The organism is Mesorhizobium calcicola, from assembly GCF_042682105.1.
GTDB classification, from domain to species: domain Bacteria; phylum Pseudomonadota; class Alphaproteobacteria; order Rhizobiales; family Rhizobiaceae; genus Mesorhizobium; species Mesorhizobium calcicola.
This window is the reverse complement of record NZ_JBHUGY010000031.1, coordinates 350,553-369,873: the sequence shown is the minus strand read 5'-3', so window position 1 is coordinate 369,873 and position 19,321 is coordinate 350,553. Positions and strand designations below refer to the sequence as shown.

Genomic DNA, 19,321 nt, shown 5'->3' with positions numbered 1-19,321 from the left:
TGGAAGTGTAATGCCTCAAGCCCTGGCATCGGCAAAAACGAAAGCGCGCGGAAAACCGGCCAGACTGCCGGGCGTCGGCGAACGGTTGACACTGGAATCTGTCGCGGCCGTGGACGTCGGCGCATTGAATTTCTTCTACCGCCGCCGCACTCCCGCGCAGATCACCATCGCGGGGAAGGCAATGACGATCGCTGCCGTCTGGCCGGCGCCGAACCCCGCGGACCAGCGGCTGTGCACGATTGCGTTCACGCTCGCAGACAAGGTCGCCAAATTGCGCCTGCCGCTTTCTGTCGTCGAAAGGGCCCTCGCCAAGGCGGACGAACTGGTCGACATGAAACGATTGGCGCCCACTCACGCCGCACTGCTGTTGGAATCCGCATTCGAAGAAGATCTCGAAAGGATCGAGGACAAGCTGGGTGAGAGGATCGCACTGACCTCGATTGAACGAACAGATACCGTCTCCGAGCAAACCCCGTTGGCCTTTGTGCTGACTGGCAACGACGAAACGATAGACTGCGTGTTGAACACGAATGACACCGGCCTGGCGGTTCGGATCGGCCGCCTTCTCGACGAGATCGGCAAGGCGAGGCCGCCGATCCCGGCCGAATTCCCGCTGCCGGTCTGCCTTCGGCGTGGAGCGCTGACGATCAGTCTTGGCGAGCTTCAAAGCCTGCAGCCTGGCGATGTGGTGCTTTTCAGGGATGCGGAGGAAGAACGCACCGCGGCACTCATCATTGCCGAGCACCTGTACGCGCCGGTGGCCTTGACTGCCGGAGGGCCGCAATTGCTTGCCGCGCCGACTGCAATCGCCGGATCGAATTGGGAGTGGACCATGAATCAGAACACGCCGCCGCCAGCCGGCCAGACATTGGAAGAGTCGACTCTGGACGAGCTGCCGGTCTCGCTTGCCTTCGAGATCGGCCGCACGGCGATGCCTCTCGGGGAGGTAAGGCAGCTTGCGCCCGGCGCCATCGTTACGCTTACCGACGTGACGAACGAGACTGTCGACATCATCGCCAACGGCAAGCGTGTCGGTCGTGGCGAGATCGTGCGGATTGGGGAAAACCTGGGCGTGCGGATCGTCCGTATGTTCGACAATGCTTGAGAATTCGCCCAACCTGCTTGGGATTCTGATCGCTGTCGGCTTCGTCGGGTTGCTGCCGCTGGCCGTCGTCACGATGACGGGCTTCTTGAAAATTTCGGTCGTGCTGTTTCTCGTCCGCAACGCGCTTGGCGTCCAGCAGATGCCGCCCAATCTGGTGCTCTACGGCATAGCGCTCGTGCTTACCGTCTATGCCACCACGCCGTTGCTGAGCGAGATGTCGGGCCGGCTTCAGGAAGGGCAAGTTCAGTTCCAGACCACGGACGACCTTGCCAGGGCGGCACAACTGGTCAGGGAACCATTGCAGCGACATCTCATGAAATTCACCCAGCCGGAAGAGCGGCAGTTCTTTCTCGATGGCACCAGTCGCCTGTGGCCGGAACAGGCGCGGCAGAATCTCAAGGACGACGATCTCTCGATCCTTGTTCCGGCCTTTGTCGCATCCGAGCTTACCCGTGCCTTCGAGATCGGCTTCCTGCTTTATCTTCCTTTCCTCATCATCGATATCGTTGTTGCGAATGTCCTGATGACGCTCGGCATGATCATGGTCTCGCCGGTTCTCATTTCGATCCCGCTGAAACTGTTCCTTTTCGTCGCCATCAATGGCTGGTCGCGGCTGATGCATGGCCTCATCCTGAGTTACGTCTGACGCCACTGGAGGGTTTGCATGAGCAATGACTTCATCCTGGCGAAGGTCCAGAGCGCGCTTCTGACAGTGCTGCTCGCGTCCAGTCCCGCGATCATCGCGGCGCTCGCTGTCGGCATCCTTGTCGGCCTTGCCCAGGCGCTGACGCAGATTCAGGACCAGTCGCTGCCGCAGACGATCAAGCTCGTCGTGATCCTGCTCGTCATCATCGTCTTCGGTCCGCTGCTCGGTCAGCAGATCGCGGAGCAGGCCTCGACGGCGCTGGACGAATTCCCCGTCGTCACGCGCTGAGGCACGCGGATGTCGGTCGAGCCCCTCTTCGCGTCTGTCAAGGAGCTTCAGTTCTATCTTCTGGCAGGCGCTTTCGCGCTCGCACGCCTGACCGGTTTCATGCTCCTGATGCCGCTCTTTTCGCGTGTGCCGCTATCCGGGCTTCTGCGCAACGGCGTGGCCCTGGCATTGGCGGTTCCGGTCTTTCCGATGATCGTGACCAAACTGACGAACACCGAAATCACGACGACGATGATCGTCCTGTACATGCTCAAGGAGGTCGTTGTCGGGGTGACGCTCGGGCTGGCAATGGGCATACCGTTCTGGGCGGCGGAGGCTGCGGGCGATATCCTGGATCTGCAGCGCGGTTCCTCGATGGGAACCCTGATCGACCCGATGATGACCCATGAGACGAGTGCCACCGGCACCTTGCTCGCCGTCATCATGGTCACGATCTATCTGGCGGCCGGTGGCCTGCAGCTTTCCCTGACCAGCCTCTACGACAGCTACGGGCTTTGGCCGATCGACCAACTTCTGCCTGTGTTCAGCAAGGATGCTGCCGGGATATTTCTCGATCTGCTGAATCGCATCCTGGTGATGGCACTGACCCTCGTTTTTCCGGTCGTCGTCAGCATGCTGCTGTCCGACATTGTGCTGGCTTTCCTGGCGCGCGCCTCGCCGCACCTGAATGTTTTTGCGCTCTCGCTGGTCGTCAAGACGCTGGTGTTCAGCCTCGTCCTTGTCCTCTACGTGGCTTTCCTGCTCTTCTACATGAACCGAGACCTGGGTTTTCTGCACGAAGCAGGCCGACAGATAGAAGCGATCGGCTGCCGCGGTTGTCAATGACAATAACAGCTTTATGAGCAAAGGCTAATAATAGTGGAAGTCTCTGTTGGCTGACCAATAAATACAATTTATCGACGAGGAAAGATTCTGATAATTTGACAAGCGACCGACCCGTCGATGATCTTACGCGCTCTCGACGTGTCTCTGAACATGCATATGCCTCGGAAGCCATGGCTCGCCAGACCACTTCATTGATCTATGAGGATTTGCGACTGGTCGATTCAGACAGGCTGCGCAGACTGGTTAGAATGGGTGCCTATGAAGGGCATACGGGAGGGCTTGCGCGCGGCAAGCTCCAGGCCAATGTCGTGATTGTGCCGCGCAGCTTCGCCAGCGATTTCCATCAGTTTTGCGTCCGCAACCCGAAACCCTGTCCTTTGGTAGGCGTGAGCCGCGCCGGCAGTCCATTGCTCCCGACTCTGGGTGACATCGATATCCGCACCGATGCGCCCCAGTACAACATCTATTGCTTCGGCGAGATGATCCATCGGAAAACCGACATCATCGACCTGTGGCGAGATGACTTTGCCGTTTTCGCGCTGGGCAGCTCGCTTACCGTCGAAGCCGCCCTTGCCGAGAAGGGCATCAAACTCCGCAGCATCGGATGCGGCAAAGCCTTGCCCAAATTCCGGACCAGGATCGAGACGCACGGCGTCGGACCCTTTGGTGGTGAAATGGTCGTCTCCATGCGCCCGATAAGGCGTTGCGACGTCGACAAGGTTCGCGTCCTCACCGCACGCTTCCCGCATGCCCACGGCTCTCCTATCCACGTCGGAGAGCCCACCATCATCGGGATAAAAGACTTGATGGCTCCCGACTGGGGTGACGCGGTCGAGATCATGGAAGGGGAGGTTCCTGTATTTTGGGCCAGTAGCCTGACCGCCCAAGATGCTCTCGCTCGTGCCGAACTCGCAATCTCGATCACCGTCTCGCCGGGGCACATGCTGATCACGGACTTGGATGCACGAGCAGATGCAGGCGCTTTCAAGGTCTATTAGCAAGCGCAAGGCGGTCATCTTCGACCCTTCAAGAGTTCGAGACTGTGCGGACCCACTGTCGGCCTCCGCCAGGAGCAAAAAATCGTCCGATTGGTCCCGATAGTTGGCGAAACCTCGGAAGATTTTTCGTGCCAGTTCTCCCTTTAGAGCGGTCTGAATCAGGATTCCCAAGATTGAGCAAATCAGATTCGATGTTCTGACCGTTGGAGGTCGGGACAGATGGCCAAGCCTTATTCGATGGATTTGCGGGAACGGGCACTGGCTCGCCTTGAAGAAGGCGAGACGAGCCGAGAGGTGTAAGGTGGCAGTTTCGAGCGGGATTTCGGGCTGTGTGGAAATTTTTTTTAGGGATTTCAATTGGTTATATGCTATTCGAACAATCGAGTGGGAGTTGAGGGAAATCGGCGGCAATGGCGTTGCTAGGACGGGGATTTTCGCCGTCGTTCAATCGCGTCTGGCACCACCACCAGCTTGCCGACGAAATCCTTGGCGACGAAATCGGCCTGGGCGCGATGGAAGTCCGACAGTCTGTAGACGCCGCCGACCAGCGGCCGGATCTTTTTCTCCTCGATGTAGCGCACGATGCGACAGAAATCGGCGCGCGTGCCCTGGCTCGAGCCATGAAGCTGCAGCTGCTTCAGATACATTGTGCGTAGATCGAGTTGCACCACCGGGCCGGCGATCGCGCCGGCCGTCGTGTAGCGGCCTTCGGGCCGCAAGATACGCAGCAGGTCGTTGAAGATCGCACCACCGACGAGGTCCGCAACCACGTCAATCGGCTGTCCGCCAGTCGCGTCGTTGACGGCGGCCGGCAGGTCGGTCACGCCGCGCGTGATGACTTTCTCGGCACCGATGTCGAGAACCGCCTGCTCCTTGCCCTTGCCAACGACGGCGTAAGGAACGGCGCCGCGCGCCCTTGCCAGTTGCACGATGCCCGAGCCGACGCCGCCGGACGCGCCGGTAACCAGCACCCGTTCGCCGGCCTTCAAACCCGCGCGTTCCAGCATCTGCTCGCCGGTGAGATAGGCACAGCAGAAAGTGGCGAGCTCGATGTCGGTCATTTCGGTGTCGACGACATGCGCGTTCTCGGCCGGCACCGCCTGGTACTCGGCATAGCCGCCATCGCGGCCATGGCCCATATAGTCGATGTCGGCGAGTGAATCGTCGTCGCGGTTGTAGATGGAGAAATCGACCATCACCCGCTCGCCGAGCCGATCGGGCGAAACCCCGTTGCCGACGGCGGCGATGGTACCCACCGTATCCGTGCCCTGGATGCGCGGGAAGGTCAGCGTGTTGCCTTGCCGCCGCCAGGTCGACACCGCCGCCGCGTCCTCCTCCGTGCCATAGGCGCCCTGGCGCACCCAGACATCGGTGTTGTTCATGCCGCAGGCGCTGACCTTGACCAGCACCTCGCCCGCAGCCGGCGAGGGCACTTTAACGTCGGTGCGGTAGACAAGTTTTTCCGGTCCGCCGTGCCCGGTGAGCAGCACGGCGGCCATGGTGGCGGGGAGGGTTTTGGTCATCGCGTTCATGGGTCGATTTCAGAGACTGGCAAACACGCTCTTCACCGCATCGGCGGTCTTCGCCACCACGATGTCGGCTTCCTCGCGGGTCAGGCAGAGCGGCGGCGCGAAGCCAAGGATATCGCCCTGCGGCATGGCGCGGCCGATGACGCCGTTTGCCGCGAGTGCCGTCGCCACTTGCGGCCCGATCTTCTGCGAGGCGTCGAAGAACACCCGGTCGTCCTTGTCGGCGACGAATTCGACCGCCGCCAGCAGGCCGTCGCCGCGCACATCGCCGACATTCCTGTGGCCGCCGACCGCCTTGGCCAGTTCGGCGCGGAAATGGGCGCCGGTCTCGCGGGCATTTGTCACCAAGTCCATCTCATCGATCAGTTCGAGATTGGCGACGCCCGCGGCAACGCAGATCGGATGCGCCGAATAGGTCCAGCCATGGCCGAGCGAGCCGAGCTTGTCGGAGCCCTGCACCAGCACCTGCCACATCTTGTCGGCGACGATGACGCCCGACAGCGGCGCATAGGCCGAGGTCAAGCCCTTGGCGATGGTGATCAGATCCGGCTTGATGCCGTAATGGTCGGAGCCGAACATGGTGCCCAGCCGGCCAAAACCCGTCACCACTTCGTCGGCGACCAAGAGCACGTCGTACTTTTTCAGCACCGCCTGGATCTTCTCCCAGTAGCCGGCCGGCGGCGGCACGATGCCGCCGGTACCCAGGATCGGCTCGCCGATGAAGGCGGCGACCGTTTCGGGACCTTCGGCAAGGATCATCTCCTCGAGCTTGTCGGCGCAATGCTGCGAGAACTGCTCCTCACTCTGTGAGCGGTCGGCGCGGCGGAAATAATAGGGCGCCTCGGTGTGCAGGATCGGCGCGCGCGGCAGGTCGAAAGCGTTGTGGAACAGGTCGAGCCCGGTCAGCGATCCCGTCATCACGCCCGAGCCGTGATAGCCACGCCAGCGCGAGATGATCTTCTTCTTCTGCGGCCGTCCGAGCACATTGTTGTAGTACCAGATCAGCTTGATGTTGGTTTCGTTGGCGTCCGAGCCGGAGAGGCCGAAATAGACTCTGCTCATGCCCTTCGGAGCGCGGTCGATGATCATCTTGGCAAGCGTGATCGAGGCCTCGGTGCCGTGGCCGACATAGGCGTGGTAATAGGCGAGGTTCTTCGCCTGGGCGGCGATGGCGTCAGCGATCTTCTGGCGGCCATAGCCGACATTGACGCAATAGAGGCCGGCAAAGGCATCGATGCTCTTCTTGCCGGTGTTGTCCCAAACGGTGACGCCCTCGCCGCCGGCCATGATGCGTGTCGGGCTCTCGCCGCGCGCGTGCGTGCCCATATGGGTCGAGGGATGGAAGAAATGGTCGCGATCCCAGGCGGCGAGTTCGTTGGACTGGTCGAGCATTTTATTGACTCCTTGAGAGATGGCCGGACGAACCTATGCGACGTCCAGGCAGAGATATTTTAGATCGGTGAAGGCTTCGAGCCCGTGGTGCGAGCCTTCGCGGCCGATGCCGGACTGCTTGACGCCGCCGAACGGGATCGGCGCGCCGGTGATCTTGACGCGGTTGATGGCGACCATGCCGTAGTCGAGCGCACGGCCCATGCGTTGCTGGCGGGCGCCGTTCTCGGTCACGACATAGGCGACGAGGCCATATTCGGTGGCGTTGGCGCGGGCGATCACCTCGTCCTCGCTGTCGAACAGCGTCACTGCGGCGACTGGACCAAAGGTCTCCTCGCGCATGATCAGCGCCTCGTCAGCAACGTCGGCCAGCAGCGTCGGCTGGTAGAACAGCGGCCCGGCCGAATGTCGCTTGCCGCCGGTAAGACAATGCGCGCCGTGAGCCACGGCATCGGCGACCTGCTCCTCGACCTTCTTGACGGCGCGCTCATGCATCAGCGGCCCAATGTCGATTTCCTGAGCAAGGCCATTGCCGGTCCGCAGCGCCTCGATGCGCCTGGCAAAAGCGGCGCAGAAGCGATCGTAGATCGGACGCTGGACATAGATGCGGTTGGCGGCAAGGCAGTCCTGGCCTGACGTGGCGAATTTGGCATCGATGGCGATGCTCACCGCTTTGTCCAGATCGGCGTCGGCGAAGACGATCAGCGGCGCATGGCCGCCGAGCTCCATCACCAGCCGCTTCATCGTTGCCGCACTTTGCGCGGCGATCAGCCTGCCGATTTCGGTCGATCCGGTGAAGCTCAAGGCGCGGACGCGCGGGTCTTCGCACATTCGGCCGACGATGGTCGCGGCCTTGCCGGTGACGATGTTGAAGACGCCGGCAGGCAGGCCGGCACGCTCGCCGAGTTCGGCTAGCGCCAGAGCCGACAGCGGCGTTTCCGAGGAGGGATGCGCGACGATGGTGCAGCCGGCGGCAAGCGCAGCCGCCGCCTTGCGGGTCAGCATCGCCGACGGAAAATTCCACGGCGTGACCACACCGACCACACCGAGCGGCTCGCGCCGCACCATCATTTCGGCACCCGGCAGATGGCTGGCGACGCTCTCGGCGTTCAGACGCTTGGCTTCTTCGGCATACCATTCGACGAAGGAGGCGGCGTAGTCGATCTCGCCCAGCGATTCCTGCAGCGGCTTGCCCTGCTCCAGCGTCATCAGCAGCGCGAGGTCGTCCTTTGCGGCGATGATCAGCTCGAACCATTTTCGCAGAGTTTTGGACCGCTCCTGCGGCAACAGCGTCCGCCAGGCCGGAAAGGCGAGGGCGGCGGCGTCGATCGCCTTTGTCGTCTGGCGTGCATCAAGCGCAGCGACGAAGGCGACGGTGGTGCCGGTGGCCGGATCGGTGACCTCGAAACTCTCGGCGGCCTCGCTCGCCGTCCAGTGGCCGTCGACATAGGCAAGCTCGCGCAGCAGCCGGCGGTCGGCGAGGCGATCGAGCGCGTCATGGCGATGTGAGCGGGCGAAATGCGCGGACATGATCGAGACCTCCCGGTTCGGACTGATACGGGAAGATTATCCGCCCCATGCGGACAGAGAGGCTGTTTGGACGCCTGCCCGTAGAGAGAGTCTCTCTATTCTGTCGCGTCGGCAGACGATCTCTCTGGCCCTACGGCGACGCCGGCAACAGGTCGGCTATGGGCAGCGCAATCTCGTCCTTCACCGTCTTGATGACGATGTAGGTGAAGTAGCGGTCGATGCCGATTTCGCGATCGAGCAAGCCGTCGACCAGCCGCTGATAAGCGTCGATGTCACGTGCCATCACCTTCAGGACATAGTCGACACCACCGCCCACCGACCAGCAGGCGACAATCTCGGGAATGTCGCGGATGACACGCTCGAAACGGTCGAAATCGGCCTGGCGATGACTGGCCAGCGTCACCTCCATCAGCACGGTGGCGACGGGTGCGACGACACGCATCGCGATCCGGGCGTGATAGCCCGAAACGATGCCGGCCTTTTCCAGCCTGCGCAGCCGCATCCAGCACGGCGTCGGCGACAGCCCGACCTGTTCGGCCAGCGCGAGCTTTGTGATGCGTCCGTCACGCTGGATGGCATCGAGGATTTTCAGGTCGATCGGGTCGAGTTTCGGTGCAGTCATCAGCGTCCACTTTTTCGTCCACGACACCATGACGGAGCATTATTTCGATTGTCAATTGCACTGATTTCGATCTCTAATAAGTCATGACATTGTGGCAACCCGATCCCGCGCTTATCCGGCGGCCGGCCTATCAGTCGCTGGCCGACCAGTTCGCGCGCGCCATCCATGACGGACGCCTGGCCAATGGTGCGCGGCTGCCGACCCATCGCCGGCTGGCCGACGACCTCAAACTATCGGTGCAGACGGTCAGCCGCGCCTATGAGGAGCTGATCCGCCGCGGCCTGATTTCAGGCGAGATCGGTCGCGGCAGCTTCGTCCAGACGCAGCGCCGCGAGCCCGAGCCGCCATACCTGCCGGAGCGTCTTGGCGAGATCATCGACCTCTCCATCCTGAAACCGGTCTGCGAGCCGATGCATCTCGAGCGGCTGAAGCAGGCGCTGGGCTGGTTGGCCGAAAATCTGCCGTCGAGTTCGGCGCTGTCGTTCCGGCCCAACATGGTGTTCCCGCGCCATCGCGCCGTGGCGGTCGATTGGCTGAAACTGTGCGGGCTCGACGCCTCCGCGCAGAACATCAGCCTGACCAACGGCGCTACCGCCGGCATGACGGTGGCGCTGATGAGCGTGGCGCCGCCCGGCTCGACGGTCGCCACCGAAGCCATCGGCCACCACACGCTGGTGCCGCTCGCCCGCTATCTCGGCTTCAATCTCGAGGGCCTGCCGATCGACGGCAACGGCCTGATACCCGAGGCGCTTGACGAGGCCTGCCGGCTGTCCGACATCCGCGCCGTCTTCGTGCAGCCCTCGGTCATCAATCCGACGGCGACGCTGATGGATGCGGCGCGGCGCGCCGAGATCGCCGCGGTGGCGCGCAAGCACGACATCGCCATCATCGAAAACGATGTGCTCGGTCCCCTGGTCGAGGATCGGCCGCCGCCGGTTGCTGCCTATGCGCCGGAGCGCACCCTTTACGTCACCTCCTTCACCAAGATCACCGTGCCCGGCCTGCGCATCGGTTATCTCGCCGCGCCCGACCGCTATGTCGCCGCCGTCGCCAACCGGCATCTGGTTTCGAACTGGATGGCGACGCCGCTGGTGGCCGAGATCGCCACCAAATGGGTCACCGACGGCACCGCGATGGAACTTGTCCGCTGGCAACGCGCGGCATTGCGGCGGCGGCAGGACATCGCGGCGCAAGTGCTGGCCGGGGTCGACTATCGCGCCCGGCGCGACGGGCTGCATGTCTGGCTGCAACTGCCCGCCGACCGCACCGAGGAAAGTTTTGTCGCCCAGGCCCGCCTGCAAGGCGTGGCGATCGCGCCCGGTACCTCCTTCCGCATCTCGGACGCACCATGGCATCCGGCGGTGCGCATCTCGCTGGGTTCGACCACCGAGGGGGAACTGCGCGCCGGCCTCGGCGTTGTCACCAAGCTGCTGCTTGGCGATCCAGAGCATCTGCTGCTCGCCATCTAGCGGATGCGTCGTCATTCGGGTGATGCCAGCCCGCGAAAGGCGGCCTCCTGCGCTTTCGGTACTCACGTACGAAAAGTACGCTCCGTTCCGGTTCCCGGAGGCTGCCATTCTCGGCTCGGCCTGACCCGAAATCCCGACACGCCCGAGGTATTCATTGCCCAATAATTGTGCGGAGTGGGAAATATTGTCATGATATTATTTTCCCAATTGACATGATTTGGCGCGTTCCGCATCGTTAAGGCCTCTCCAGCACGGGGGATTTCATTTGTCCGCATCCGCGCCTATCATCAAGATCGACGGCATCTCGAAGAGCTTCGGCAGCTTCAAGGTGCTGGACGGCCTGTCGATGCAGGTCATGCCGCGCGAGAAGCTGGCGCTGATCGGCCCGTCCGGCTCGGGCAAGACGACGATCCTGCGCATCCTGATGACGCTCGAGCGCATCGACGGCGGCCACATCCAGGTCGACGGCGAACAACTCTACCACATGGAGCGCAATGGCCAGCTGGTGCCCGCCGACGAGCGGCACCTGGCCAGGATGCGGCAGAAGATCGGCATGGTCTTCCAGCTGTTCAACCTGTTTCCGCACAGATGCGTCATCGACAACGTCACGCTGGCGCCGATGCTGACCAAGGGCGCGCCGCGCGCCGCCGCCGAAAAGCGGGCGATGGAACTGCTCGACATGGTCGGCATGGCCGACAAGGCCAAGGCAATGCCGGCACAGCTGTCCGGCGGCCAGAAGCAGCGCGTGGCGATCGCTCGCGCCCTCGCTTTGCAGCCGAAAATCATGCTGTTCGACGAGGTAACGTCGGCGCTCGACCCGGAACTGGTCGAGGAGGTGCTCAACGTCTTGTGGCGGCTCTGCGCCGAGACCGACATGACCATGCTGCTGGTCACCCACGAGATGGGTTTTGCCCATGATTTCGCTGACCGGGTGCTGTTCTTCGATCGCGGCAGGATCGTTGAGGAAGGCAAACCCGACGAGATTTTCCGCAATCCCAAACAGGAGCGCACGCAAGGCTTCCTGAAGAAGATCATCGCGGCCGGACATCGCGTCTGACCGTCATTCAAAAGGCGGCGAAGCCGTCCTCAAAGGGCGACGAAGTCGTCCCGTACCGCGCAAACCAAGAAAACGAAAACAAGGAGTTGGGAACAATGAAGAAACTTGGCATTCTGGCTGGCGTCGCCGGCCTAGCACTGACGGCGGTGCTGGCCGCCTCGAGCGTCGGTTCGGCCGACGACAGCAAGCTCGAGCAGCTCAAGGCGCAAGGCTTCGCCCGCGTCGCCATTGCCAACGAGCCGCCCTATACGGCGGTCGCCGCCGACGGCAAGGTTTCGGGTGCGGCGCCCGACGTGGCGCGCGAGATATTCAAGCGCCTCGGCGTCGGCGACATCGTCGCCTCGATCTCAGAATATGGCGCCATGATCCCCGGCCTGCAGGCCGGCCGCTTCGACGTCGTCACCGCTGGCCTGTTCATGAAGCCGGAGCGTTGCGCCGCCGTCGCCTATTCGGAACCGGTCTTGTGCGATGCCGAGGCGATGCTGGTGAAGAAGGGCAATCCGAAAGGCTTCAAGAGCTACGAGGATGTCGCCAAGGATGCGACCGCCACGATCGGCGCACCAGGCGGTGGCACCGAGGAGAAACTGGCGCTCAATGCCGGCGTGCCGCGCGAACGCGTCATCGTCGTGCCGGATGGCCAGAGCGGCGTGAAGATGCTGCAGGATGGCCGCATCGACGCCTATTCGCTGCCGGTTCTGTCGATCAACGACCTGGTCAAGAAGGCCGCCGATCCGAACCTTGAAGTCATCGCTCCCGTGCAGGGCGCGCCGGTCTATTGCGACGGCGCCGCCTTCAAGAAAGGTGACGAGGCGATGCGCGACGCCTTCGATGTCGAGCTGGCCAAGCTGAAGAAGTCCGGCGAGTTCGCCAAGATCATCGAGCCCTATGGCTTCTCGGCGGCGGCGGCGATGTCGACGACGCGCGACAAGCTCTGCGCGGCGAAGTAGGCGCTGCCCCTCACCCTTACCTTCTCCCCGTCCCTTGCGGGGAGAAGGTGCCGGCAGGCGGATGAGGGGCGGGTCCGACGTCCGCTATTGATTGACAAGGAAACTTCACCTCAATGACCCAGTGGTCCGGCTATTTCGGCCTGATATTGCAGGGAGCGCTTGTCACCATCGAGCTGACGCTGATGGGGTCGGTGCTTGCCCTGTTCATGGCCTTTCTCGCCGGCATGGGTCGGCTGTCGCGCTTCTTCGTGCTGCGGGCGCTGGCCACCGCCTATATCGAATTCTTCCGCGGCACCTCGATCTTCGTGCAGCTGTTCTTTGCCTATTTCGTGCTGCCCTTGGCGGGCATATCGCTGACGCCGTTGCAGGCCGGCGTTCTGGCACTTGGCCTCAATGTCGGCGCCTACGCCGCCGAGGTGGTGCGCGGCGCCATCCAGTCGATCGGCCGCGAGCAATACGAGGCCTGCATCGCGCTCAATCTCGGCCGCTGGCAAGGCATGCGCCACGTGATCCTGCCGCAGGCATTTCTGGTGATGCTGCCGACCTTCGGCAACAACGCCATAGAATTGCTCAAGGCCACCGCCGTCGTCTCGCTGATCTCGCTGGCGGACCTGACCTTCCAGGCACAAGTGGTGCGCTCGCAGACCGGCAACACCATGGTGCCGTTCACCACCATCCTGATCATCTATTTCATCCTGGCGCTGCTCATCTCATGGGGCGTGCGCTCGCTGGAACGCCGCTTGGCGCGCGGCCTCGACGGAGTGCGCGTCTGATGGCTGGAGCCTGCTGATGGAATGGGACTGGGATTTTGTCTGGCAGATCATGCCGACGCTGATCCAGGGGGTGAAGATCACCATCCTGGCAACGCTGCTCGGTTCGGTGCTGGCGGCGATCGTCGGGTTGGGCATCGCGCTGGCGCGCCGCTCGCCCAACCGGGCCTTGTCGCGGACGGTTGGTTTTCTCGCCGAGTTCATCCGTGGCACGCCGCTGCTGGTGCAGCTCTATTTCATCTTCTACGTGCTGCCCGACATCGGTATCCTGTTGCCGCCGCTGGTCGCGGGTGTCATTGGACTTGGGCTGCACTACGGCACCTACACGGCGGAAGTCTATCGCGCCGGCATCGACAATGTGCCGCGTGGCCAGTGGGAGGCCGCCAAGGCGTGCAATTTGAACGCTAGGCAGACCTGGACCCACATCATCATTCCGCAAGCCATTCCGCCGATGATCCCGGCGCTGGCCAACTATTTCATCGCTATGTTCAAGGAAACGCCGCTGCTGTCGGCGATCACAGTGCTGGAGTTGATGAACCAGGCGAAAAGCGTCGCCAACACCTACTATCGCTACATCGAGCCGATCACGCTGGTGGGTGCTTTCTTCCTTGCCATCAGTCTTTGTTCGGTCGTGCTGCTGCGCTGGCTGGAACGCCGCTACGGCAAGATCGAGAGGTAGTTCGTGAAACCCTTGCCCGAGATCAAAGTCTATCCAAAGCGACCGGCGCTGGATGACCGTCCGCTGGAGAAGCGCGTCGGCTTGATCATCCTCGCAACCGACCACACGACCGAACCGGATTTCCGCCGCATGGTGGCGAGCGAGCGCATCGGCGTTTATGTCGCGCGCATTCCCTATGCCAATCCGACGACGCCGGAAAATCTGCGCAAGATGCAGCCGGCGCTGACGGCGGGCGCGGCCCTGATCCTGCCCGACGAGAAGCTCGACGCCGTCTGTTATTCCTGCACTTCGGCCTCGGTGGTGATCGGCGATGCCGAGATCGAGGCGGCGATCCAGGCCGCCAAACCCGGCGTTTCAGTCGTCACGCCGCCAATGGCGGGCGTGCGCGGGCTGCGTGCGCTGGTCGCAAGCAGGATCAGCATTCTCACCCCCTATACGGTCGAGACCAGCAAGCCGATGGCCGCCTATTTCGCGGCACAAGGGTTTGACATCGCCAGCTTCTCTTGCCTCGGCTTCGAGGACGACCGCGAGATGGCGCGCATCGCACCGGAAACCCTTGTCGACCTGGCGCGCGAGGCTACGCATGCGAGTGCCGACGCGCTGTTCGTGTCTTGCACGGCGTTGCGCGGTGCGCTCGCGGTCACCGGCATGGAACAGGCCATCGGCCGTCCCGTTGTTACCAGCAATCAGGCGACCGCCTGGAACTGCTTGCGCCTTTGCGGCGACGAGACAGCCCATCCTGAATTCGGTCGTCTGATGACGCTGCCATTGCCGCGCGATTGATGATCATGAGACAGGTTACGCTTGAGCATATTCGCGCCGCGCGTGAGCGCATTGCTGGCAAGGTCGAGCGTACGCCGACCGTGCTTTCTCCGAGTCTTTCCGAACGGCTGGGCGCACAGCTTCACCTCAAGCTCGAACACCGGCAGACCACCGGCAGCTTCAAATTGCGCGGCGCCTCGAATGCTGTCGCTTCGCTGAGTGCCGAGGAGAAGGCACGCGGCGTGGTCGCGGCCTCGACCGGCAACCATGGCCGGGCGCTGGCGCATGCTGCGAAGCTCGAAGGCATGCGCGCGGTGATCTGCATGTCGCGTCTGGTGCCGGGCAACAAGGTCGATGAGATCCGCCGCCTCGGCGCGGAGGTGCGCATCGTGGGCAACAGCCAGGACGATGCGCAGCGGGACGTCGAACGGCTGGTGGCTGAGGAGGGGCTGGTCATGCTGCCGCCCTTCGACCATCCCGATATCATCGCCGGGCAAGGCACGCTTGGGCTGGAAATGATCGAGCAGGTCCCGGATGCCGCGCTGGTTCTGGTACCGCTGTCCGGCGGCGGGCTGGCATCGGGCGTGGCGGCAGCAGTCAAGGGCGTCAGCCCGCGCACAAAAGTTATCGGCGTCTCTATGGTGCGCGGTGCGGCGATGAAAGCAAGCCTCGATGCCGGCCGCCCGGTGCCTGTGGAGGAACTGCCGACGCTGGCGGATTCGCTCGGCGGCGGCATCGGCCTCGACAACCGGCTGACCTTCGCCATGTGCCGCGACCTGCTCGACGATGTCGTCCTGCTTGGCGAGGATGAGATCGCCGCCGGCATCCGCCATGCCTACGAACGGGAGCGCGAGATCGTCGAGGGCGCCGGCGCGGTCGGCATCGCGGCGCTGCTCGCCGGCAAGGTCAACGCGAACGGGCCGGTGGTTGTTCTTCTCTCCGGCCGCAACATCGATATGGGTCTGCACCGCAAGCTCGTCTGCGGTGAGGCGCCATCGCCGAAGGAGAGTGCCGCATGAACCGGATGACGATCCTCACCGAAGCCGAGTTGCGGGCGATCGTGACACTCGATCTCGATGCCGTCGCCTGCGTCGAAAACGCTTTCCGCGCACTCGCCACCCTGCCGGTGGCGATGCCGCCGATCCTGCGGCTGGACATTCCCGAGCATCGCGGCGAGGTCGACGTGAAATCCGCCTATGTGCCAGGCATCGACGGTTTCGCCATCAAGATCAGCTCCGGCTTCTTCGACAACCCGAAACTCGGCCTGCCCAGCGGCAACGGCATGATGGTGCTGCTGTCGGCCAAAACAGGCCTGGTCGAGGCGCTATTGCTCGACAACGGCTATCTCACCGATGTCCGCACGGCGGCGGCCGGCGCGGTCGCGGCGAAACATTTGTCACGGCCAGAGTCCACGGTGGCTGCAATCTTCGGCGCCGGCGTGCAGGCCGGACTGCAGCTCGAAGCGCTCATGCTGGTGCGGCCGATCGCCGAGGCGCGCATCTGGGCGCGCGATGCCGCCAAGGCAGGGACGACCGCGGCTGCCCTGCACGAAAAGCTCGGCATCGTGGTGCGTGCCGAAGCTGATGCGGCAGAGGCGGTTGCCGGCGCCGACATCATCGTCACCACAACGCCGTCGACCGAACCGCTGATCAAGGCCGGCTTCGTGTCCGCCGGGCAGCACATCACCGCCATGGGATCGGACGCCGAGCATAAGAACGAGATCGCGCCGGCCATCCTGCGCATGGCCGATCTCTATGTTGCCGACAGTGCCAGCCAGACGCGGCGCTTGGGTGAACTGCATCACGCCATCGCGGCGGGGGTGATGGCCTCGGATGCGGAGGTGACGGAACTTGGTCAGATCATCGCCGGCACAAAACACGGCCGGCGCTCGGCCAGCGACATCACCATCGCCGATCTCACCGGCACGGGTGTGCAGGACACGGCGATTGCCACGCTCGCCCGCGACCGGGCGCGGACGGCCGATGCCGGAACCATTTTCGAAAGCTGATGCTGGCCGCAAGAGCATGATCCGGAACCGGTTTTCCGAAGAGATCATGCTCAAAGAAATACCTGGAGCCAGGTTCAACTAAGTTGAAGCGGGTTCCAAGGCTCAACAACGAGGAAGCAAAAGAATGATGCCGAACCTGAAATTCTCGCGCGGCGAATATGCGGAACGCCTCGCCAAGACCCGGCAAGCCATGGTGGTGAAGGGCGTCGATCTTTTGATCGTCAGCGATCCCTCCAACATGGCCTGGCTGACCGGCTATGACGGCTGGTCGTTCTACGTGCACCAGGCGGTCATCGTGCCGCCATCGGGCGAACCGGTCTGGTACGGCCGCGGCCAGGATGCCAACGGCGCCAAGCGCACCGCCTATCTCGCACATGACAACATCGTCGGCTATGCCGACCACTACGTGCAGTCGACCGAGCGGCACCCGATGGATTATCTCGCCAGCGTGCTTGCCGATCGCGGCTGGGGCAAGCTCAGCATCGGCGTCGAGATGGACAATTACTGGTTCTCGGCTGCCGCCTTCGCGTCATTGCAGAAGCATTTGCCCAATGCCCGCTTTGTCGATGCCACCGCTCTGGTCAACTGGCAGCGTGCGGTGAAGAGCCCGACCGAGATCGACTATATGCGCAAGGCCGCCCGCATCGTCGAAGCCATGCACCAGCGTATCGTCGACAAGATCGAAGTCGGCATGCGCAAATGCGACCTCGTCGCCGAGATCTACGATGCGGGCACGCGCGGCGTCGACGGTATCGGCGGCGATTATCCGGCGATCGTGCCGCTGCTGCCGTCGGGCGCGGATGCCTCGGCGCCGCATCTGACCTGGGACGACAGGCCTATGAAGCGCGGCGAGGGCACGTTCTTCGAGATCGCTGGTTGTTACAATCGCTACCACTGCCCGCTGTCGCGCACTGTCTTCCTCGGCAAGCCGACGCAGGAATTCCTCGACGCCGAGAAGGCGACGCTGGAAGGCATGGAGGCGGGCCTGGCGGCGGCGAAGCCCGGCAACACCTGCGAGGATATCGCCAACGGCTTCTTCGGCGTGCTGAAGAAATACGGTATCGTCAAGGACAACCGCACCGGCTACCCGATCGGTCTGTCCTATCCGCCGGACTGGGGTGAACGCACGATGAGCCTGCGTCCCGGCGACCGCACCGAGCTCAAGCCCGGCATGACCTTCCATTTCATGACCGGCCTGTGGCTCGAGACGATGGGGCTGGAGATCACCGAATCCATCCTGATCACCGAGACCAGTGTGGAATGCCTGGCCAATGTACCGCGCAAGCTGGTGGTGAAGGATTGATGCCGATGTCTGCTCTGCGCCCGTCGCCGATCGCGCCGACCGTCGATTTCGATCGCGACGGCGTCCAGCATGGTTTCCTGCGCTTGCCCTACAGCCGCGACGACTCGGCGTGGGGCTCGGTGATGATCCCGATCTGTGTCATCCGCAACGGCAAGGGGCCGGCAGCACTGCTGACCGGCGGCAACCATGGCGACGAGTATGAGGGGCCGCTGGCGCTTTACGAACTCGCCCGCACACTCGACCCGAAAGATGTCAGCGGGACGGTGATCATCGTGCCGGCGATGAATTATCCGGCCTTCCGCGCCGGCACGCGCACATCGCCGATCGACAAGGGCAACATGAACCGCAGCTTTCCCGGCCGGCCGGACGGCACGGTGACCGAGAAGATCGCCGACTATTTCCAGCGCGAATTGCTGCCCCGCGCGGACATCGCGCTCGACTTCCATTCGGGTGGCCGGACGCTGGACTTCGTGCCGTTCTGCGCGGCGCATATCCGGCCGGACAAGGCGTTGGAGGCACAAGGTTTCGCGGCGGTCGAAGCGTTTTCCGCGCCCTGGTCGATGAAAATGCTGGAGATCGATGCTGTCGGCATGTTCGACACCGCCGCCGAGGAGATGGGGAAACTGTTCATCACCACCGAACTCGGCGGCGGCGGCACCTCGCGCGCGCAAACCGTGCGGATCGCGCGGCGCGGGGTGCTCAACGTGCTGCGTCATGCCGGTCTTGTTGCCGGCGCGGTCGAGAAGAGCAGAACCCAGTGGCTGGATATGCCGTCGGGCGATTGTTTCTCCTTCGCCGACGACGACGGCATGATCGAAACCATGATCGATCTTGGCGAGCCCGTCGAGAAGGGCGCGGTGCTGGCCCGCGTCCATTCCGTCGGCCGCACCGGCATCGCCCCTCAGGAAATCCGGGCAAAAATGTCAGGCATGCTGGCGGCCCGGCATTTTCCAGGCCTCGTCAAGGCTGGTGATTGCGCCGCTGTGGTAGCTGTGCTGGTCGATTGATGCCAGACAAACTTGCTGCCAACACGATCTGGCAGCCGGCCGGTCGCCGATCTGACGGTACTTTTCGCATTGCCGCCAAGGGGATCAATGCCAATCGGCGAAAGAAAAATCGACCGATCTTATCGATAGTCCGCGAAAGCAAGGAATTCGCAAACAGCGAAAATTCATCAATGAAATCAAAGCCCAAATTTTTTGACAGTACGTTCGTCGGTATAGTGTTGAGTGAAAATAGATTGTCTTTCGAAATCAATCGGTTACCATGGATCGAAACAATCGAGCGGGAATAGGGAAAACGGCGGCAATGGTAGCTGCGACGGGCCTGAAGCCCAGTTCCTATTGGCAATCAAGCGAACTTGAGGAATAATATCCTAGGCGTCGCGACCCTTC

Annotated in this window: 20 protein-coding genes; 16 read left to right on the top strand and 4 right to left on the bottom strand. The window is 62.8% G+C overall.

Features of this window, described 5'->3' with window-relative positions; genetic code table 11:
* Nucleotides 1-10: 10 nt before the first annotated feature.
* The 5 genes from sctQ to ACFSQT_RS21575 all read left to right on the top strand — a co-directional run bounded on the left by sctQ (nucleotide 11) and on the right by ACFSQT_RS21575 (nucleotide 3,862).
* Entirely contained in the window at nucleotides 11-1,105 is a 1,095-nt protein-coding gene (sctQ, locus tag ACFSQT_RS21595) for a type III secretion system cytoplasmic ring protein SctQ (RefSeq protein ID WP_379021895.1), read from the top strand.
* Nucleotides 1,098-1,751: a type III secretion system export apparatus subunit SctR gene (sctR, locus tag ACFSQT_RS21590; protein WP_379021893.1), complete on the top strand. Its 654-nt coding sequence runs from the start codon at nucleotides 1,098-1,100 to the stop codon at nucleotides 1,749-1,751. Before sctQ ends, sctR begins: the two co-directional genes overlap by 8 nt.
* A gap of 18 nt (nucleotides 1,752-1,769) precedes the next feature.
* The gene (locus ACFSQT_RS21585; RefSeq protein WP_023758730.1) at nucleotides 1,770-2,039 is read left to right on the top strand and encodes an EscS/YscS/HrcS family type III secretion system export apparatus protein; all 270 of its coding nucleotides are present in this window, start codon (nucleotides 1,770-1,772) and stop codon (nucleotides 2,037-2,039) included.
* Nucleotides 2,040-2,048: 9 nt separating this feature from the next.
* Nucleotides 2,049-2,864: a type III secretion system export apparatus subunit SctT gene (gene sctT, locus ACFSQT_RS21580; protein WP_379021891.1), complete on the top strand. Its 816-nt coding sequence runs from the start codon at nucleotides 2,049-2,051 to the stop codon at nucleotides 2,862-2,864.
* Between the two features lie 170 nt (nucleotides 2,865-3,034).
* On the top strand, nucleotides 3,035-3,862 hold the full coding sequence (locus ACFSQT_RS21575; RefSeq protein ID WP_379021889.1) for a D-glutamate cyclase family protein: 828 nt from the start codon (nucleotides 3,035-3,037) through the stop codon (nucleotides 3,860-3,862).
* A 419-nt stretch (nucleotides 3,863-4,281) separates the two neighbouring features.
* Here ACFSQT_RS21575 and ACFSQT_RS21570 read toward each other — a convergent pair whose 3' ends face one another.
* The 4 genes from ACFSQT_RS21570 to ACFSQT_RS21555 all read right to left on the bottom strand — a co-directional run bounded on the left by ACFSQT_RS21570 (nucleotide 4,282) and on the right by ACFSQT_RS21555 (nucleotide 8,932).
* Nucleotides 4,282-5,394 (bottom strand): alcohol dehydrogenase family protein, encoded by a 1,113-nt coding sequence (locus tag ACFSQT_RS21570; protein ID WP_379021887.1) that lies wholly within the window; start codon nucleotides 5,392-5,394, stop codon nucleotides 4,282-4,284.
* Between the two features lie 9 nt (nucleotides 5,395-5,403).
* Complete coding sequence (locus ACFSQT_RS21565) at nucleotides 5,404-6,783, bottom strand: aspartate aminotransferase family protein (protein ID WP_379021885.1); 1,380 nt, start codon at nucleotides 6,781-6,783, stop codon at nucleotides 5,404-5,406.
* A 33-nt stretch (nucleotides 6,784-6,816) separates the two neighbouring features.
* Nucleotides 6,817-8,310: an NAD-dependent succinate-semialdehyde dehydrogenase gene (locus ACFSQT_RS21560; protein WP_379021883.1), complete on the bottom strand. Its 1,494-nt coding sequence runs from the start codon at nucleotides 8,308-8,310 to the stop codon at nucleotides 6,817-6,819.
* Nucleotides 8,311-8,440: 130 nt separating this feature from the next.
* Complete coding sequence (locus ACFSQT_RS21555; protein ID WP_379021881.1) at nucleotides 8,441-8,932, bottom strand: Lrp/AsnC family transcriptional regulator; 492 nt, start codon at nucleotides 8,930-8,932, stop codon at nucleotides 8,441-8,443.
* 83 nt (nucleotides 8,933-9,015) lie between these two features.
* Between ACFSQT_RS21555 and ehuR the strand changes: the two genes are divergently transcribed.
* The 11 genes from ehuR to ACFSQT_RS21500 all read left to right on the top strand — a co-directional run bounded on the left by ehuR (nucleotide 9,016) and on the right by ACFSQT_RS21500 (nucleotide 19,221).
* A complete protein-coding gene (gene ehuR / locus ACFSQT_RS21550; protein WP_379021879.1) occupies nucleotides 9,016-10,401 on the top strand; it encodes a MocR-like ectoine utilization transcription factor EhuR in 1,386 nt (461 codons plus the stop codon).
* A gap of 265 nt (nucleotides 10,402-10,666) precedes the next feature.
* Nucleotides 10,667-11,458 (top strand): ectoine/hydroxyectoine ABC transporter ATP-binding protein EhuA, encoded by a 792-nt coding sequence (gene ehuA / locus ACFSQT_RS21545; protein WP_379021877.1) that lies wholly within the window; start codon nucleotides 10,667-10,669, stop codon nucleotides 11,456-11,458.
* A 95-nt stretch (nucleotides 11,459-11,553) separates the two neighbouring features.
* The gene (gene ehuB / locus ACFSQT_RS21540; protein WP_379021875.1) at nucleotides 11,554-12,405 is read left to right on the top strand and encodes an ectoine/hydroxyectoine ABC transporter substrate-binding protein EhuB; all 852 of its coding nucleotides are present in this window, start codon (nucleotides 11,554-11,556) and stop codon (nucleotides 12,403-12,405) included.
* A gap of 113 nt (nucleotides 12,406-12,518) precedes the next feature.
* Nucleotides 12,519-13,178, top strand: a complete 660-nt coding sequence (ehuC, locus tag ACFSQT_RS21535) for an ectoine/hydroxyectoine ABC transporter permease subunit EhuC (protein ID WP_379021873.1) — start codon at nucleotides 12,519-12,521, stop codon at nucleotides 13,176-13,178.
* A gap of 16 nt (nucleotides 13,179-13,194) precedes the next feature.
* Nucleotides 13,195-13,854, top strand: a complete 660-nt coding sequence (ehuD, locus tag ACFSQT_RS21530) for an ectoine/hydroxyectoine ABC transporter permease subunit EhuD (protein ID WP_379021871.1) — start codon at nucleotides 13,195-13,197, stop codon at nucleotides 13,852-13,854.
* 3 nt (nucleotides 13,855-13,857) lie between these two features.
* Nucleotides 13,858-14,637: an ectoine utilization protein EutA gene (gene eutA / locus ACFSQT_RS21525; RefSeq protein ID WP_379021869.1), complete on the top strand. Its 780-nt coding sequence runs from the start codon at nucleotides 13,858-13,860 to the stop codon at nucleotides 14,635-14,637.
* 5 nt (nucleotides 14,638-14,642) lie between these two features.
* Nucleotides 14,643-15,635, top strand: a complete 993-nt coding sequence (gene eutB, locus ACFSQT_RS21520; RefSeq protein WP_379021867.1) for a hydroxyectoine utilization dehydratase EutB — start codon at nucleotides 14,643-14,645, stop codon at nucleotides 15,633-15,635.
* The gene (locus ACFSQT_RS21515; protein ID WP_379021865.1) at nucleotides 15,632-16,624 is read left to right on the top strand and encodes a cyclodeaminase; all 993 of its coding nucleotides are present in this window, start codon (nucleotides 15,632-15,634) and stop codon (nucleotides 16,622-16,624) included. Before eutB ends, ACFSQT_RS21515 begins: the two co-directional genes overlap by 4 nt.
* Nucleotides 16,625-16,748: 124 nt before the next feature.
* Nucleotides 16,749-17,927, top strand: coding sequence for an ectoine hydrolase DoeA (gene doeA / locus ACFSQT_RS21510; RefSeq protein ID WP_379021863.1), 1,179 nt, complete (start codon nucleotides 16,749-16,751; stop codon nucleotides 17,925-17,927).
* Between the two features lie 5 nt (nucleotides 17,928-17,932).
* Nucleotides 17,933-18,934, top strand: coding sequence for a N(2)-acetyl-L-2,4-diaminobutanoate deacetylase DoeB (doeB, locus tag ACFSQT_RS21505; RefSeq protein WP_379021861.1), 1,002 nt, complete (start codon nucleotides 17,933-17,935; stop codon nucleotides 18,932-18,934).
* Nucleotides 18,934-19,221 (top strand): hypothetical protein, encoded by a 288-nt coding sequence (locus ACFSQT_RS21500; protein ID WP_379021859.1) that lies wholly within the window; start codon nucleotides 18,934-18,936, stop codon nucleotides 19,219-19,221. Before doeB ends, ACFSQT_RS21500 begins: the two co-directional genes overlap by 1 nt.
* Nucleotides 19,222-19,321 lie beyond the last annotated feature (100 nt).